The 15,124-nt window shown below is 67.5% G+C and carries 18 protein-coding genes and 2 pseudogenes; 11 read left to right on the top strand and 9 right to left on the bottom strand.

The features are described 5' to 3' along the window. From VF643_RS15215 to sdhC, 3 genes are all read right to left on the bottom strand, one after another. On the bottom strand, nucleotides 1-432 hold a 432-nt coding region (locus VF643_RS15215), incomplete at its 3' end, for an FAD-binding protein (protein ID WP_331044234.1). Continuing rightward, nucleotides 432-815, bottom strand: a complete 384-nt coding sequence (gene sdhD, locus VF643_RS15210) for a succinate dehydrogenase, hydrophobic membrane anchor protein (RefSeq protein ID WP_331044233.1) — start codon at nucleotides 813-815, stop codon at nucleotides 432-434. The genes VF643_RS15215 and sdhD, both read right to left, overlap by 1 nt. After that, nucleotides 815-1,228, bottom strand: coding sequence for a succinate dehydrogenase, cytochrome b556 subunit (gene sdhC, locus VF643_RS15205; protein ID WP_331044232.1), 414 nt, complete (start codon nucleotides 1,226-1,228; stop codon nucleotides 815-817). The genes sdhD and sdhC overlap by 1 nt, the downstream gene beginning before the upstream one ends. A 220-nt stretch (nucleotides 1,229-1,448) precedes the next feature. Between sdhC and VF643_RS15200 the strand changes: the two genes are divergently transcribed. The 4 genes from VF643_RS15200 to VF643_RS15185 all read left to right on the top strand — a co-directional run bounded on the left by VF643_RS15200 (nucleotide 1,449) and on the right by VF643_RS15185 (nucleotide 5,064). Continuing rightward, the gene (locus VF643_RS15200; RefSeq protein WP_331044237.1) at nucleotides 1,449-2,774 is read left to right on the top strand and encodes a methyl-accepting chemotaxis protein; all 1,326 of its coding nucleotides are present in this window, start codon (nucleotides 1,449-1,451) and stop codon (nucleotides 2,772-2,774) included. A gap of 74 nt (nucleotides 2,775-2,848) precedes the next feature. Next, entirely contained in the window at nucleotides 2,849-3,199 is a 351-nt protein-coding gene (locus tag VF643_RS15195) for a GIY-YIG nuclease family protein (RefSeq protein WP_331044231.1), read from the top strand. Nucleotides 3,200-3,272: 73 nt separating this feature from the next. Continuing rightward, the gene (locus VF643_RS15190; protein ID WP_331044230.1) at nucleotides 3,273-3,977 is read left to right on the top strand and encodes an SDR family oxidoreductase; all 705 of its coding nucleotides are present in this window, start codon (nucleotides 3,273-3,275) and stop codon (nucleotides 3,975-3,977) included. A 148-nt stretch (nucleotides 3,978-4,125) separates the two neighbouring features. Further along, nucleotides 4,126-5,064, top strand: coding sequence for a 50S ribosomal protein L11 methyltransferase (locus VF643_RS15185; RefSeq protein ID WP_331044236.1), 939 nt, complete (start codon nucleotides 4,126-4,128; stop codon nucleotides 5,062-5,064). 124 nt (nucleotides 5,065-5,188) lie between these two features. Here VF643_RS15185 and phhA read toward each other — a convergent pair whose 3' ends face one another. Next, nucleotides 5,189-6,049, bottom strand: coding sequence for a phenylalanine 4-monooxygenase (phhA, locus tag VF643_RS15180; RefSeq protein ID WP_331044229.1), 861 nt, complete (start codon nucleotides 6,047-6,049; stop codon nucleotides 5,189-5,191). A 38-nt stretch (nucleotides 6,050-6,087) separates the two neighbouring features. Here phhA and VF643_RS15175 point away from each other — a divergent pair, with 38 nt between their 5' ends. After that, entirely contained in the window at nucleotides 6,088-6,744 is a 657-nt protein-coding gene (locus tag VF643_RS15175) for a TIGR02117 family protein (protein WP_331044228.1), read from the top strand. Continuing rightward, nucleotides 6,705-7,436: an esterase/lipase family protein gene (locus tag VF643_RS15170; protein ID WP_331044227.1), complete on the top strand. Its 732-nt coding sequence runs from the start codon at nucleotides 6,705-6,707 to the stop codon at nucleotides 7,434-7,436. The genes VF643_RS15175 and VF643_RS15170 overlap by 40 nt, the downstream gene beginning before the upstream one ends. On the opposite strand, the gene VF643_RS15165 is transcribed toward VF643_RS15170, so the two are convergent. Both VF643_RS15165 and VF643_RS15160 read right to left on the bottom strand, forming a co-directional pair. Next, on the bottom strand, nucleotides 7,418-7,681 hold the full coding sequence (locus tag VF643_RS15165) for a hypothetical protein (RefSeq protein WP_331044226.1): 264 nt from the start codon (nucleotides 7,679-7,681) through the stop codon (nucleotides 7,418-7,420). The genes VF643_RS15170 and VF643_RS15165 overlap by 19 nt on opposite strands. Beyond that, nucleotides 7,678-8,643, bottom strand: a complete 966-nt coding sequence (locus VF643_RS15160; protein WP_331044235.1) for a glycerophosphodiester phosphodiesterase — start codon at nucleotides 8,641-8,643, stop codon at nucleotides 7,678-7,680. Before VF643_RS15160 ends, VF643_RS15165 begins: the two co-directional genes overlap by 4 nt. A gap of 115 nt (nucleotides 8,644-8,758) precedes the next feature. On the opposite strand from VF643_RS15160, the gene VF643_RS15155 reads away from it, so the two are divergent. The 5 genes and pseudogenes from VF643_RS15155 (at nucleotide 8,759) to VF643_RS15135 (ending at nucleotide 11,855) form a co-directional block, all read left to right on the top strand. Further along, nucleotides 8,759-9,250, top strand: coding sequence for a 2Fe-2S iron-sulfur cluster-binding protein (locus tag VF643_RS15155; RefSeq protein ID WP_331044225.1), 492 nt, complete (start codon nucleotides 8,759-8,761; stop codon nucleotides 9,248-9,250). After that, a pseudogene (locus VF643_RS15150) lies at nucleotides 9,247-9,531 on the top strand (FAD binding domain-containing protein); the annotation flags it as partial. The gene VF643_RS15155 and the pseudogene VF643_RS15150, both read left to right, overlap by 4 nt. Nucleotides 9,532-9,551: 20 nt before the next feature. Next, nucleotides 9,552-10,301, top strand: coding sequence for a molybdopterin cofactor-binding domain-containing protein (locus tag VF643_RS15145; RefSeq protein WP_331044224.1), 750 nt, complete (start codon nucleotides 9,552-9,554; stop codon nucleotides 10,299-10,301). 29 nt (nucleotides 10,302-10,330) lie between these two features. Next, complete coding sequence (locus VF643_RS15140) at nucleotides 10,331-11,254, top strand: XdhC family protein (protein ID WP_331044223.1); 924 nt, start codon at nucleotides 10,331-10,333, stop codon at nucleotides 11,252-11,254. After that, the gene (locus VF643_RS15135) at nucleotides 11,241-11,855 is read left to right on the top strand and encodes a nucleotidyltransferase family protein (RefSeq protein ID WP_331044222.1); all 615 of its coding nucleotides are present in this window, start codon (nucleotides 11,241-11,243) and stop codon (nucleotides 11,853-11,855) included. Before VF643_RS15140 ends, VF643_RS15135 begins: the two co-directional genes overlap by 14 nt. A 7-nt stretch (nucleotides 11,856-11,862) precedes the next feature. On the opposite strand, the gene VF643_RS15130 is transcribed toward VF643_RS15135, so the two are convergent. The 3 genes and pseudogenes from VF643_RS15130 to bioB all read right to left on the bottom strand — a co-directional run. After that, nucleotides 11,863-13,962: a biotin carboxylase N-terminal domain-containing protein gene (locus VF643_RS15130; protein ID WP_414713881.1), complete on the bottom strand. Its 2,100-nt coding sequence runs from the start codon at nucleotides 13,960-13,962 to the stop codon at nucleotides 11,863-11,865. Between the two features lie 150 nt (nucleotides 13,963-14,112). Continuing rightward, a pseudogene (locus VF643_RS16175) lies at nucleotides 14,113-14,376 on the bottom strand (winged helix-turn-helix domain-containing protein); the annotation flags it as partial. Nucleotides 14,377-14,379: 3 nt separating this feature from the next. After that, nucleotides 14,380-15,124: biotin synthase BioB (gene bioB, locus VF643_RS15125; RefSeq protein WP_331044220.1), on the bottom strand; the 745-nt coding region annotated here is incomplete at its 5' end.

Here is a 15,124-nt window from a genome sequence, read left to right as displayed (position 1 = left end):
ATCGGCGGCGGCGGCGGTGCGCTGCACCGGCGGGCCTTCGCCCATGTTCTGCATGTGGCCGCCGAACGGGCGCTGATAGATCGTGCCGTCTTCGTTGCGGCTGAACGGCATGCCGGCATGTTCCAGCTCGTACACCGCCTGCGGCGCTTCGCGGCACAGATATTCGATCGCGTCCTGATCGCCCAGCCAGTCGGACCCCTTGACGGTGTCGTACATGTGCCAGGTCCAGTGATCGGGCGAATTGTTGCCCAGCGACGCCGCGATCCCGCCCTGCGCCGCCACCGTGTGGCTGCGCGTCGGGAACACCTTGGTGATGCACGCGGTCTTCAGCCCGCTTTCCGCGATCCCCATCGTCGCGCGCAGGCCGGAGCCGCCGGCGCCGACGACCACCGCGTCATACGTATGGTCGATGATCTTGTAAGAGGCGGGCATCAGGCGGCGCTTCCGAAGGCGACCTTGAGGATCGAGAAGATCGCGATCCCCGCGGCGGTGACGGTGAAGAAATTCAGCAGGAACAGCAGGATGACGCGGCTCGCGTCGGTCTGGTAGTCCTCGATCACCACTTGGAGCCCCAGGCGGAAGTGATAGAAGACCGACACGATCAGCAGCAGCATCGGAATCGCGACCCAGGCCGATTGCAGCCAGGCGCGCACGGCGGCGTAATCGTAATGGCCGAGCCGCGCGACCGCGATCAGCAGCCACGTCATCAGCAGCAGGTTCGAACAGGCGGTCATCCGATGGTTCAGCCAGTGATGGGTGCCTTCCTTAGCGGAACCCAAGCCGCGGACGCGGCCGATCGCGGTGCCGGAGCGCATCACTTCATCCCCATATAGAGCCAGTAGATCGTGGTCAGCGTGACCGCGGCCACCATCGTCAGCATCGCGAAGGTCTTGTTCGTCTTCAACTCGTAACCCGCGCCGACGTCCAGGAAGAAGTGGCGGATGCCGGTCATCATATGCTGGAACAGCGACAGCGTCAGTCCGACCGCGATCACCCAGCCCAGGATGTTCAGCGCGCCGCGATCGGTGGTGAACACGTCGCGAAAGCCCGCATAGGCTTCCTCGCCCGAGGCAATCGCGGCCAGCCACCACACCAGCAGCAGCGTGCCGACCGTGGCCATCCCCGATCCGGTGGCACGGTGAAGAATCGAGACCAGCATGTGCGGCCCCCATTTCCAGATCGACAGATGCGGCGATAGCGGACGGGCGGGATTGCGGGCGGAGGCCAAGGTGACGTGTTCCCCAGAACGGACAGACGTAGGCGCGCTATGAGACGAGCGGCGCGGCTATGCAAGCCGCGCGCGCAGACCAGCGCACGTCTGCAAAGACCCGTGCCACGATTCTCTAACCTGCCATTAACCTTGCCCGATTAGGCAGGTCGAGCGAAGCCGCTGATCGGCCGCCGAAGAGGGATTGTCCGTGACCAAGCAGCTGCCGCCGCCGGAAAGCATGACCAAGACCATCGATCTTGCCGATCGCCTCAACGTGTTCGACATCGCACCCGCCGACCTCGTGCTGGCGCGCGAGATGTGGGCGATGATCGAGCCGGATGCGCGCAGCATTGCGATCACCATCTGGACGCGGCGCGAACAGCTCTACGGGTCGGCGCAGAATTGGGCACCACACGACCGCGAACGGATGTACGATCTCGCCGTCTCCTATCTGCGCAACCATTATACCGACCTCAACAGCACCGCATGGGTGCAGTCGGCCGAGCGGACGGTGGCCTCCGCTTTTGCGATCGGTGTCGGGCTGACGCCGATTCTCGCGATGATGGACGCGGGCGGACGCATGACCTTCGATATCCTGCGCCGAGAACTGGGCGACAACGACGAGCGGCTGAACACCTACGTGGGGCTGCTGCTGCGGATGCGGGCGCTTGAGGGCGACATCTATTGTTCGCTCTACGACTGCTATTCCCGCTTCGACCAGCAACAGGAACGCGAGGGGATCGCAAGCGAGTTCCGCGACGGCATCGCGCAAGTGGTCGAGGACGCCAAGCAGGACGGCGATTCGCTGCGCGACCAGGCGCAGGGATCGTCGCGCTCCGCGCGCGGCATGCTGGGCAAGACCAGCGAAGTCGCCGCCGCCGCCGAACAATCCGCGGTCGCAATGCGCGAAGCCGCACAGACCGCCGCCGGCCTGATCCGCGCGATCGAGGACGCGCGCACCGAGGTGGAGGCCGCCGCCGAAATCGCCACCCGCGCCTCCACCCACGCCAGCCAGGCGGTGAGCATGGCGGAAACGCTCAGCGGCCATGCACAGGGCATCGAATCGATCCTCGGCCTGATCCGCGACATCGCCGGACAGACCAATCTGCTCGCGCTCAACGCCACGATCGAAGCGGCGCGTGCCGGGGACGCGGGCCGCGGCTTCGCGGTCGTCGCGCAGGAAGTGAAAAGCCTCGCCAGCCAGACCGCGCGCGCGACCGACGACATCGCCGCCAAGATCGCTGCAATCCAGTCCGCCACCCGCTCCAACGTCGAGGCGAACGCCAGCATCAAGGCGACCGTGGTCGAGGTCCAGACCTCCGCCGAGCGCATCCGCTACGCCATGGAGGCGCAAGCGCAGACCGTCACCGCCATCACCGCCGCAGTCGACGAAACCGCGCTAGCCGCCGATTCCATGAGCGGCACGATCGCCGCGATCCGCGAGGATACCGAGGCCGTGGCCAGCGAAATCGACACCGTCAGCCAGGGCTTCGACCGACTCGACGGCCGCCTGACCGCGCTCAAGAACAGCGCCGGGGATTTCGTGGCGCGGGTCGCGGCGTAGGGCGGCCCTGACCTCCTATCGACCGTCACCCCGGACTTGTTCCGGGGTCCAGTGTGCGGCAAGCCGTGTCGCTGATGAGAGAGCGGACTCCTTGCGTCTACATCCTGGCGACCGGCTATTACGGCACGCTGTATACCGGCGTGACGTCCAATCTGGTCGGCCGCATCATGCAGCATCGTGCACACGCTTTCGACGGCTACACCAAGAAGTATGGTATCATACGCCTCGTCTATTACGAGGTCGCCGATACGATGGACGTCGCGATTCGGCGCGAGAAGCAACTCAAGCGCTACCGGCGAGAATGGAAGCGCAATCTGATCGAGCGGCAAAACCCGATGTGGAACGACCTTGCGGTTGGACTTGGACTCGACCCGCTGACGGCATTGCCCGGCCCAGCCCTGGACCCCGGAACAAGTCCGGGGTGACGGATGAGTGTTTCATCGTTCCTGCGTCACCCCGGCCTTGAGCCGGGGTCCAGCACCGGGCATCACGATGGACATGACCACGCGCATTCTCCTGACCGGCTCCTCTCGCGGCATAGGTGCCGCCATCTCTGACACCCTTTCCAAATCCGGAGCGATCCTGATCGGGCACGGAACGCGTGATGCCGCCATGCGGATCGGTGCCGATCTCGGTCAGCCGGGCGCAGCGAAGGCGCTGTGGCAGGAGGCGCAGGATCGGCTCGCTGGCCCGATCGACGTGCTCATCAACAACGCCGGCATCTTCGAAGCCAATCCGCTCGACGCCGATGACTGGGCCGAAGCGTGGAACCGCACCATGCAGGTCAATCTGACCGCTTCGGCCGAGCTCTGCCGCCTGGCGATCCTCGACTGGCAAGCGCGCGGCGTGCCGGGCCGCATCGTCAACATTGCCAGCCGTGCCGCCTATCGCGGCGATTCGCCCGCGCACTGGCATTATGCCGCGTCCAAGGCCGGGATGGTGGCGATGACCAAGACGATCGCGCGCGGCTATGCCCGCGACGGCATCCTCGCCTTCGCGATCTGCCCCGGCTTCACGATGACCGGCATGGCGGACAATTACCTCGAAAGCCGCGGCGGCGACAAACTGCTCGCCGACATCCCGCTGGGCCGCGTCGCCGATCCGCAGGAGGTGGCGGCGGCCGCCAGGTTCCTCGCCCTCGAAGCGCCCGCGTCGATGACCGGCGCCGTGATCGACATCAACGGCGCCAGCTATGTCCGATAGCGGGCGCCTCGCTATCAGACCGGCCGGCGGCGTGCCCACGCCGTCCGACGAGCTGGCGAACGCCGGTTCGTCTGATAGCGGGCCGCCCGCGGCCGCCGCCCCTCCCACGCCGTGCGACGAATCCGCGGCAGGCAGCTGGAAGGTCACCCTGCCCTGCACCCGCGCCGAGGCCGAGGCGATCGACACGCTTGCGGATACCGGGCTGGACGCGGTGCTGATGACCACCGAGGACGTCGCGGACGATGCGGAGCGCTGGCGGCTGGACGCCTATATGGAGCGCGAGCCGGATGCCGCGGCGCTCGCGGCCATCCGCGCGCTGGCGCCCAGTGCGCGCGCCGCGCCGCAGGTGGAGCGGCTCGACGATCAGGATTGGGTGACGTTGAGCCAGGCGGGGCTCGAACCGATCCGCGAAGGGCGGTTCGTGGTCCACACCAGCGCGCATGACGTGGAGGTCGATACGGGTGCCGGCCAACGTGCGTTCCTGATCGAGGCGGGTCAGGCGTTCGGGACCGGACATCACGGCACGACCAGCGGTTGTTTGGCGATGCTCGATGGACTCGCCGCGGCGGGCAAGCGGTTCAGCAAGGTGATCGACGTCGGGACCGGAACCGGTTTGCTCGCCTTTGCCGCGCTGGAATTGTGGCCGATGGCGGAGATCGTCGCGACCGATATCGATCCGGTGGCGGTCGCCGTGACGCGCGAGAACGCAGAACTGAACGACGTGGTCGTTGGTGATGACATCGGAGAGGTAACGCTGTTCGTTGCCGATGGCGCGCGCCACCCCGCGATCGACAACATCGCTCCGTTCGATCTGGTTATCGCCAACATCCTTGCCGGCCCGCTGGTGTCGATGGCGCCCGAAATCGCCAGCATCGCGGACGCGGACGCCACGATCGTGCTGGCGGGCCTGCTCGAAACGCAGCGTACCGCCGTCGTGGCCGCCTATGAAGCGTGCGGGTGCCGCCTGGACGCGGTCGATCGCCGCGGCGACTGGTCGGTGCTCCGCCTCACTGCCGGGCCGCAGCGCTACGCGCCGAGCGCACCCTTCGACCCGAAGGGCCGCGATGGCTGGGCCTTGGATATCTGATCTGTCCTACAGGCGGATGGCATCCTAAGCCGTCCTTCCCGCACTCGCCCCGGCTCGGGGCCACCGCAGGAGGTTCGTGAGAAACAGCGTGTAGGATGTGACTTTCCAGTGACCTTCCGTTTTCTCAGGCCGCTTTTCCTCGCGCATAATCCTGCGTGCCACGCGTCAGCACGGCATCGCCTTCGACGATCGCGGCCACCGCGATATCGTCCTGCGCCTTCAACACATCGTAAAGGGGCGCGAAGTCGGTCTCGACCGTGGCCTTCAGCAGCGCATCGAAGCTAGGGATCACGAAATAATTCTGCTGGAAATCGTCGATCCGGTATTCGGTGCGCATCACCCGCGCGAGATCGAACGCGATGCGGTTTGGGCTGGGATCGTCCAGCGCGAACCGCGATTCGGAAAAGCTCGACACGATCCCCGCGCCATAGATGCGCAACCCCTGCGGCTCGGCGATCAGCCCGAACTCGACCGTATACCAATATAGCCGCCCGAGATATTTCAGCGCATCCAGCCCCAGCGCCCGCTGCCCGCCGCGCCCGTAAGCCTCCAGGTAATCGGCGAACACCGGGTCGGCCAGCATCGGCACATGCCCGAACACGTCGTGGAAGACGTCCGGCTCCTCCAGATAATCGAGCTGGTCGGAGCGGCGGATGAAATTGCCCGCGACGAAGCGCCGGTTGGCCATATGGTCGAAGAACACGTCGTCGGGCACCAGCCCCGGCACCGCCACCACCTGCCACCCGGTCAGCGCCATCAGCCGCTCGGACAGTTCGGCGAAATCGGGGATGCCCGGCTTGGACAGCTTGAGAACGTCCAGCCCGCGCAGATACGCATCCGACGCCCGTCCCGGCAACAATTTGGCCTGGCGCGCGAACAGCGTGTCCCAAACGCCGTGCTCCTCCGCCGTATAATGCGCCCAGTCCTGATCGACCGTCCAATCGGCGTTGGCGCCGGGCGGGGGCGCGTGCGTTTCGGTAAGCATGGCGCTAGTCCTGGGATGATGCGTGACAAGGGTGGAACGTGGCAGCGCTGAAGCGAATTGCCAAGGGCGTCGCCGCGGCGATCCTGCTGCTGCTGGCCGGCTATGCCGCGGCGGGTCTGATCGGCGGCGCGATTCCCGCGAACCGCGACTGGCGCCCGCCGGCACGCGGGGTGACCGTCTATGTCGAGAGCAACGGCGTCCACACCGGCATCGTCGTGCCCAAGCTGGCCGCCGGCATCGACTGGCGCCCGCGAGTCCCTGCCGGCGACCTTGCCGACCCACGCTACGCCCGGCTGGATCATGTCGCCTTCGGCTGGGGCGAGCGCGCCTTCTATCTCGAAACGGCCACCTGGGCGGACGTGAAGGCACGCACGATCCTGGCCGCCGCGATCGGCAGCGACGCCACGTTGGTACATGTCGAGCATCTCCCCCGCCCCACCCCCGGCACCGACTTCCGCGCGATCGTGCTTCGCCCGGAGGAATATCGCGCGCTCGCGGCGTATATCGCCGCGACGTTCAGGCCAGGCGGGACGCGGCACCGCGGCTATGGGCGATCGGATGTCTTCTACGAAGCGCGAGGCCGCTATGACGCGGTGCGCACCTGCAACGCCTGGACCGGCGACGCGCTGCGCCGGGCGGGCCTGCGCGTCGGCGCATGGACGCCCTTTCCCGTGACGGTACTGCGATGGTTCTGAAGGCACCGTCCAAGGCGCTGTGGGCCGCCGAACTTCCGCGCGCCGCGTGGATGTTGGCGACCTGGTGGCGGCACCGCGCGCTCCTCGCCGCCGCGCCGATCGGCGATGGTCGCGCCGTCATGCTGCTGCCCGGCCTGTTCAATTCCGACCGGTCCAATTTCGCGATGCGCCGCTATCTCGCGCGGCGCGGCTATGTCTGCGTCGGCTGGGGCTTGGGGCGCAATTTGGGTATCCGCAGCGTCGGCCCGGACGCGGTGCGGCTGATCGCGCGGGTCGAGGAACTGGCGGCAACCCACGGCCCGGTGACGCTGGTCGGGGTCAGTCTCGGCGGCATCATGGCGCGGCTCGTCGCCTTGCGCCGCCCCGATCTCGTTCGCGCCGTCATCACCGTCGCCTCGCCATATGCCGGGTCGGCCAGGGCCACCAACGTCTGGCGCGCGTTCGAGTGGGTCACCGGCGAACGCATCGACGACGAAGCCGTCCTCGCCCGCAGCGCCGAGATCGCGGCACCGCTATCGGTCCCCGCAACCGCGATCTGGAGCCGCTCCGACGGTCTGGTCGCGGGCGCGATCTGCCGCGATGTGTCTGCCCACGCGATCGAGGTGCGCAGTTCGCACTTGGGCGTCCAGCTCAGGCCGCAGGTGCTGCGCGCCGTCGCCGACGTGCTCGCCGGTCAGTCGCGGGCGACATAGCCGTCATAAGGCCCGCACCGGGCGTCCTTCTTGCGGCAGCGTTTGTCATATTCGCGCCGCTCCTTGCCCTCGCGCGCTTCGGCCTTGCGCATCTTGCGGCCATAATTGCGATCGGATTCCTCCTGGCTCGTCGTAGACCAGTCGACCGCCTTGCCCGCCACCTGGAACGGCGCCTTCACGATGCTCGCCGCGGTGCTGATGCAGCCGCCCGCAAGCAGCGGCAGGAGGATGAACATGATCTTCATGGCGCAGGCTTTCGTAAGGCAGCGTCGCGCGCGGCGACCCCGATGGCAGGATAATCGGTGAAGAATCCGTCGATTCCAAGGCGAAGTCCAGCCGCGATCTCGCCCGCCACGTCCCCCCGGCCATCGGCACCCGCAAAGCGCGGCGGCAGGAACCGGTTCTCGGCGCGGTAGGTCCACGGATGGACGCGCAGCCCGGCAGCATGCGCGTCCGCGACCAGCGTCGTGCCGTCCACCCCCGCCTTGTTCGGCCCGATCCCCCAGGCGTAAGCGGCGACGGCCTTCAACCCGTCCGGGCTGCGCATCGCCACATAGCTCGCCACTGCCCCATCGGCCGGCGCCCCCTCCACATCCATCAGCTGGATCAGCCGGATGCGCGTTATCGCATGAATGCGCTTGAGGTTGGCGACCTCGAACGACTGGATGAAGACGGGTGCTTCGCCATCGTCCCACCCCGCCGCCTCCAGTTCGGCGACGAGGCGCGCATCGGTCGGATGGCCTATGCTCGCGAAATAGGTCGGGTGCTTGGTTTCCGGATAGATGCCGATCGTCCGCCCGGTCTCCGCCGACCGTCGCTTGGCCAGCGCGATGATCTCGGCCAGCGTCGGCACCGCGAAGCGCCCGTCATAGGCCGCATTGCCCGGCCGCAATTCGGGGATGCGTTCCTTGGCGCGCAGCGTCTTCAGCTCCGCCAGCGTGAAATCCTCGGTGAACCAGCCGGTGATGCCCTGCCCGTCGATCGTCTTCGTCGTCCGCCGCGCGGCGAATTCCGGATGCCCCGCGACATCGGTGGTCCCGCTGATCTCGTTCTCGTGGCGCGCGACCAGCACGTCATCCTTGGTCGGGACCAGATCCGGCTCGATGAAGTCCGCGCCCTGATCGATCGCCAGTTCGTAGGCGGCCAGCGTATGCTCGGGCCGCTCGCCGCTGGCGCCTCGGTGCGCGATGACGATCGGCCGGTCCATGCGCGCCTTCTGCCCGCTCGCCGCGCCCGACGCCAGACAGGCGAGGATGGCGATGGCTCGCCCGGCGAAAACAACGTAGGTCACAGGTCTTCTCCGGTCGAGGGTTCGATCACGCATGCATTTCACGATCAATGGTCAGCATTATGACGCCGAGGTCGATGTCCGCACCTCGCTGCTCGATCTGGCCCGCGAGCACCTGGGCCTCACGGGGTCCAAGAAGGGGTGCGACCACGGCCAGTGCGGGGCGTGCACGATGCTGGTCAACGGTCGCCGGATCAACGCCTGCCTGACCCTGGCCGTGATGCACCAGGACGATGCGATCACCACGATCGAGGGGCTGGGCACACCTGCCGACCTTCACCCGCTCCAGGCCGCGTTCATCGCGCACGACGGCTATCAGTGCGGCTATTGCACGCCGGGTCAGATCTGCTCGGCGGTCGGGATGCTCGACGAGATGGCACGCGGCTGGCCCAGCCACGCCTCACCCGCGCTCGATGCGTCCGAATGCACCGATGCCGAAATCGCGGAGCGGATGAGCGGCGACCTGTGCCGCTGCGCCGCCTACCCCAACATCGTCGCCGCGATTCGCGAAATGGTGGCGCCATGAAGACCTTTGCCTACGCCCGCGCCGAAACCATCGAAGCCGCCGCCCGCGACGGCGCGGCCCCCGGCGCCCGCTTCATCGCCGGCGGCACCAACCTGCTCGATCTGATGAAGCTGCAGGTCGAGACGCCGTCCGCCCTGATCGACATCACCCGCCTGCCGCTGTCGACGATCGAGGAGAAGGATGGCGGCCTGTCGATCGGCGCGCTCGTGCCGAACAGCGATCTCGCCGCAGACGCCCGCGTCATCGCGCTCTACCCCGCACTCAGCCGCGCGTTGCTCTCCTGGCGCAGGTCGCCGGCGAGATGCTCGGACTTACCGTGGCGGACGTAACCGTCCAGCTCGGCGACACCGATCTGCCGCCGAGCGCCGGTTCGGGCGGCTCGTTCGGCGCGGGCAGCGCGGGCTCGGCGGTGGTGCTGGCGTGCGAGGACATCCTCGCCGAACTGGCGCTGCGCATGAACGCCGCGCCCGAAGACCTCGTGTTGCGCGATGGCTGCGTCACCGCTGGCGGGCGCCGGGTCGCGCTCGCCGATCTGGTGCGTGGCGAAGCGATCGTGGCGCTCGGCAAGACCGGGCCGGGCACGGAGAGCAAGCGCACCAGCCAGGCCAGCCACGGCGCGCATTTCGTCGAGGTCGCCGTCCACGCCGTCACCGGGGAGACTCGCGTCCGCCGGATGCTGGGAGTGTTCGACGTCGGCCGCGTCCTGAACCGCCAGACCGCCGCGAGCCAGCTCAGCGGCGGAATGGCGTGGGGCATCGCTTATGCGCTGTGCGAGGATGCGGTCGTGGACACCCGAACCGGGTGTTTCGTGAACCCGGACTTCGGCGAGTATCACGTCGCGGTCCACGCCGACGTGCCCGTGATCGAAGTGTATTTCGTCGAGGAGATCGACGCATCCGCCAACCCCGTCGGCGCCAAGGGGGTCGACGAACTCGGCATATCGGGCGCCGGCGCGGCGGTGGCGAACGCGATCTACAATGCCTGTGGGGTCCGGGTGCGCGACTTTCCGGCGACGTTGGACAAATTGCTGCCAGGCTTGCCGCCGCTTTAGCTTCTTTGCGGAGGAATGAAGGAAGAAGAATGGTCGAGAACGATTCCGTCCTGAATGCGGCGCGCAATTGGGCAGGCGAGCCGCTCGCGCTTGCCACCGTCGTCTCCACCTGGGGTTCTGCGCCCCGGCCGAAGGGCAGCCATATGCTCGTCCACGCGGACGGCCGTTTCGAGGGATCGGTGTCGGGCGGCTGTGTCGAAAGCGACATCCTGGCCACCGCCGCGGCGGTCATCGCGGGCGCCCCGTTTCAGGTCAGGACTTATGGTGTCGCCGACGCCGCAGCCTGGGAAGTCGGCCTGCCCTGCGGCGGCGAGATTGCGGTCATGGTGCAGCCGGTATCGGCGCAGGGCTTCGACCCCGAATTGTTCGACCGCATCGCGCAAGCGCGCGAGGCCGGGCAGGCGCTGACGGTCACCACCGACCTGTCGAGCGGCCACTCGGATGCTCGCCCGCTCGAAACCGGCACGGTGTTCGTCAACCGCTACGACCCGCCCCGCCGCCTGCTGATGGTCGGCGCAGTGCAGATAGCGCAGAGCCTGGCCGCGCTCGCGCATACCCTTGGCATCGACACCGTCGTCATCGACCCGCGCGCCCGCTTCCTGACGCAAGAACGCTTCCCCGGCGTCACGCTGGACGATCGCTGGCCGGACGAAGCGGTGGCGGCTTACCGTCCGGGTCACTCGACCGCGGTGGTGACGCTTAGCCACGACACCAAGATCGACGACCCCGCGCTGGTCGCCGCGCTGGCCAGCGACGCCGCCTATGTCGGCGCGCTCGGCAGCCGCAAGAGCCATGCCGCACGCCGCGAACGCCTTGCCGCCATGGGCGTCGCCCTTACCGACATCGACCGCATCGACGCGCCGGTCGGCATCGACATCGGCGCGATCGGGCCGTCCGAAATCGCGCTGTCCATCGCCGCGGCAATGGTAGGAGCCTTCCATGATCGCGGTTGAACGCACCGTCCTGCTCCTGCTCGCCGCCGGCCGGTCGGCGCGCTACGGCGATGTCGGCAGCAAGCTGGATGAGGACTTCCTCGGACGCCCGCTCGGGCTGCACGTCGCGGTGACGCTACAGGCGCTTCCGTTTCTCGACAGGCTTGCGATCACGGGCCGTTGCGGGATCGACTATGCCGCCCACGGTTACCGCGTGTTGCGGAACGAGGCGCCCGAAGACGGCATCGCCGGCTCGATCGTGCTCGGGGTGGCAGCGGCACGCGCATGCGGCGCCGACGCGGTGCTGCTGGCGCTGGCGGACATGCCGCGGGTGACGGCGGCGCATATCCACCGGCTGTTCGATGCCGCCCGCGGCCCGGACGCGGTCGTCGCGTCGAGCGACGGGGTGGACACCTCCCCACCCGCGCTGTTCGGCAGCGACCGGTTCGATTTCCTGCTGTCGCTAACGGGCGACGAGGGCGCCCGCGACCTCGTCCGCGCCGGCCGCCACGTCGTCACCACCCCCGCCGAATTGATCGACGTCGACACCGCAGAGGAACTGGCCGAACTGCGCGCGCTCGTCACCGCCCCCGAACGCACGATCACCCGCCCGGCAAGCTGAGCACGCGCTATTCCAGCTCCAGGATCACCTGATCGACCGCCAGGCTGTCGCCCGCCTGCGCCGCCAGCGACTTGACGATCCCGGTCTTGCCGGCACGCAGGATGTTCTCCATCTTCATCGCCTCCACCACGGCCAGCGGCTGCCCGGCCTCCACCCGGTCGCCGGCGCCGACATCCAGCCGCGAGAGCAGGCCCGGCATCGGCGCGATCAGGAAGCGCGAGAGATCGGGCGGCACCTTCTCGATCATGTGCTGCGTCAACGCCGCCACGTGCGGCGGCAGCACCTGAACCACACGCGACTTGCCCCGCGCGGTCAACCGCCAGCCACCGGGCACGCGTGCCACCTTCACGCTTAGCGGCTCTTCATCCACCCGCGCGGTAAATACGCGCTGGCCCGGACGCCAATGTCCTTCGACGGCTGTCGCAGGCTGCCCATCCGCGAAATCGACCAGTTGCACGCCGTCGCGACTGTCCACCGACGCTTGCAGCCGCTCGCCGTCGATCGTCACCACGCGCTCGGCCCGCTCGGTCACCGGCGAGCCAAGCTGCCCGCCGATCTCTCCCGCCCGCGCGCTATGTTCCAGGTCGATGGCGATCGCGATCGCGGCGAGCTTGCGCCGCAACGCCGCCGAAGCCGGCGCGCCCTGAAATCCGTCGGGATATTCCTCCGCGATGAACCCGGTCGTCAGCGCGCCCTCGCGGAACCGCGGATGCTGCATGAGCGCGGAGAGAAAATCGACGTTGTTGCCCGGTCCCTCGATCTCGAACGCATCGAGCGCCCCGATCTGCGCGTCGATCGCACCCTCGCGCGTCGGCGCCCAGGTGATGAGCTTGGCGATCATCGGGTCGTAGAACATGCTGACCTCACCGCCCTCGACGACGCCATCGTCGACCCGGACGTAGGCCTTCAAATCCTCCCCGGCGCGGGGAGGGAGACCGCGGGCAACGCCGGTGGTGGAGGGGGCGGGCCACGTGCGACCCGCTTGCCGCCCGCCCCCTCCGTCAGCGCTTTGCGCTGCCACCTCCCCGTGCCGGGGAGGATGATAGGGCGTCCCCTCGCTGGCCGGAGGGTTGTACCTAACCAACCGCCCCGTACTCGGCAGGAACCCGCGATAGGGATCTTCGGCATAGACCCGGTTCTCGATCGCCCAGCCGTCGAGCCGCACCTCCTCCTGCGTCAGCGGCAGAGCCTCCCCCGCCGCCACGCGGATCATCAATTCGACCAGGTCCAGCCCGGTGATCGCCTCGGTGACGGGATGCTCCACCTGGAGCCGGGTGTTCATCTCCAGGAAGTAGAAGCCCTCGCCGCTGGTATCCGCCCCCGACACGATCAGCTCGACCGTGCCGGCAGAATAATAGCCCACCGCCCGTGCCAGCGCGACCGCCTGCTCGCCCATGGCCTTGCGCATCTTTGCCGTGACGAAGGGCGAAGGCGCCTCCTCGACCACCTTCTGGTGCCGCCGCTGGATCGAACATTCACGCTCGCCGAGGTAGAGGATGGTCCCGTGCTGATCTCCCATCACCTGAATTTCGATGTGCCGCGGGCTTTCGATGAACTTTTCGATGAACACCCGGTCGTCCCCGAAACTGGCCAGCCCCTCGCGCTTGGTCGCCTCAAAGCCCTCGCGAACATCGGCTTCGCAATAGGCCAGCCGCATCCCCTTGCCGCCGCCGCCTGCGGACGCCTTCATCATCACCGGATAGCCGATATCCGCGGCGATCCGGCACGCCTCGTCGGTGTCCGCGATCTCGCCGAGAAACCCTGGCACGACGTTCACCCCGGCCGCCTTGGCGAGCTTCTTGGATTCGATCTTGTCCCCCATCGCCGCGATGGCGCCCGGCGGCGGCCCGACGAACGCGATCCCCGCCTCCGCACACGCCCGCGCGAAACTCTCGCGCTCGGAGAGGAACCCATAGCCCGGATGAATGCAATCCGCGCCCGTTTCCTTGGCGGCGAGCAGGATCAGCTCGGCCTTGAGATAGCTTTCCGCAGCAGGCGCCGGCCCCAGCCGAACGCTCTCGTCCGCCATCAGCACGTGCGGGCTGCGCGCATCGGCTTCCGAATATACGGCCACCGTCGCGATCCCCATCCGCTTGGCCGTCCGCATCACGCGGCAAGCGATCTCGCCGCGATTGGCGACCAGGATTTTCTTGAACGTTTTCACTTGGATGAAATCGGAAGAAGAAAAATTTGGCCTTAAGGTTGCTTCGCCCCGCTCGCGTCGAAGCGAGCCTGTAAGCCTGCTAGCCGCTGACCGTCCTAGGTCAGTTAGAAGCCACCGACCCCGAGGCTCGCGATGCATAAGATCGCGCTCGACGAGCTTGCGACGAGCCCATTGTACCTTGTTATGCCAAAGCAGTTCGGGCCTGTCCTGTCTTAGGCGATGCCGCAGATCGACCGAGAGGCCGAACTTTTCTGCAAGCGGCTCATAGAGCTTGCTTGGATCGACCGGCTCTTCGAATTGTTGCAACAGGCCAAGAAGACCGTTCTCAATATCTGGATCGTTGGGGAAATGGTCCATCTTCTACTCCGCCGCCACCCGCATCGGTTCGCCACCGACCATCGGCACCAACCCCAGCTTCGCGAACAACGCCGCATCCGCCCCGCCGCCGGCGTTGCCCGTCGTCAGCAGCTTGTCGCCCGTGAAGATGCTGTTCGCGCCCGCCATGAAGCACAAGGCCTGCGTCGCCTCGCTCATGCTTTCGCGTCCGGCGGACAGGCGGACCATCGACAGCGGCATGGTGATCCGCGCCACCGCCACCGTCCGCACGAACTCGATATCATCGATCTTCGCCATCGGCGTGTCCGCCAGCATATCGCCCAGCACGGTGCCCTTCACCGGCACCAGCGCATTGACCGGCACGCTTTCGGGGTGGCGCGGCAGGGCGGCGAGCGCGTGGACGAAGCCGACGCGGTCCTCGCGCGTCTCGCCCATGCCGACGATCCCGCCGCAGCACACGTTGATCCCCGCGTGGCGCACCGTCGCCAGCGTGTCGAGCCGGTCCTGGAACGTCCGCGTGGTGATGACGTTGCCGTAATTCTCGGGCGACGTGTCGATATTGTGGTTGTAATAATCCAGGCCCCCCGCGGCCAGCCGCTGCGCTTGGGTAGCGGTCAGCATGCCCAATGTCATGCACGTCTCCAGCCCCATCGCGCGCACGCCCTCGACCATCGCGACCACTGCGTCCATGTCGCGGTCCTTGGGATTGCGCCACGCCGCGCCCATGCAGAACCGCTGCGATCCCGCCGCCTTGGCCTGCGCCGCCGAT

Origin of the sequence: Sphingomonas sp. (assembly GCF_036387595.1) — a bacterium.
In the GTDB taxonomy this organism is placed as follows: domain Bacteria; phylum Pseudomonadota; class Alphaproteobacteria; order Sphingomonadales; family Sphingomonadaceae; genus Sphingomonas.
The sequence above is the reverse complement of the archived record's forward strand: the minus strand, read 5'-3'. Positions and strand labels throughout refer to the sequence as shown.

Coding starts and splice junctions, on each gene's coding strand:
- VF643_RS15190 (WP_331044230.1), top strand. CDS start 3,273: ATGACCACGCGCATTCTCCTGACCGGCTCCTCTCGCGGCATAGGTGCC.
- VF643_RS15135 (WP_331044222.1), top strand. CDS start 11,241: ATGATCGCGGTTGAACGCACCGTCCTGCTCCTGCTCGCCGCCGGCCGG.
- sdhD (WP_331044233.1), bottom strand. CDS start 815: ATGCGCTCCGGCACCGCGATCGGCCGCGTCCGCGGCTTGGGTTCCGCT.
- VF643_RS15165 (WP_331044226.1), bottom strand. CDS start 7,681: ATGAAGATCATGTTCATCCTCCTGCCGCTGCTTGCGGGCGGCTGCATC.
- VF643_RS15155 (WP_331044225.1), top strand. CDS start 8,759: ATGCATTTCACGATCAATGGTCAGCATTATGACGCCGAGGTCGATGTC.
- VF643_RS15145 (WP_331044224.1), top strand. CDS start 9,552: ATGCTCGGACTTACCGTGGCGGACGTAACCGTCCAGCTCGGCGACACC.
- VF643_RS15130 (WP_414713881.1), bottom strand. CDS start 13,962: ATGCGGACGGCCAAGCGGATGGGGATCGCGACGGTGGCCGTATATTCG.
- VF643_RS15160 (WP_331044235.1), bottom strand. CDS start 8,643: ATGGACCGGCCGATCGTCATCGCGCACCGAGGCGCCAGCGGCGAGCGG.
- VF643_RS15200 (WP_331044237.1), top strand. CDS start 1,449: ATGACCAAGACCATCGATCTTGCCGATCGCCTCAACGTGTTCGACATC.
- phhA (WP_331044229.1), bottom strand. CDS start 6,049: ATGCTTACCGAAACGCACGCGCCCCCGCCCGGCGCCAACGCCGATTGG.
- VF643_RS15170 (WP_331044227.1), top strand. CDS start 6,705: ATGGACGCCCTTTCCCGTGACGGTACTGCGATGGTTCTGAAGGCACCG.
- VF643_RS15140 (WP_331044223.1), top strand. CDS start 10,331: ATGGTCGAGAACGATTCCGTCCTGAATGCGGCGCGCAATTGGGCAGGC.
- VF643_RS15195 (WP_331044231.1), top strand. CDS start 2,849: ATGAGAGAGCGGACTCCTTGCGTCTACATCCTGGCGACCGGCTATTAC.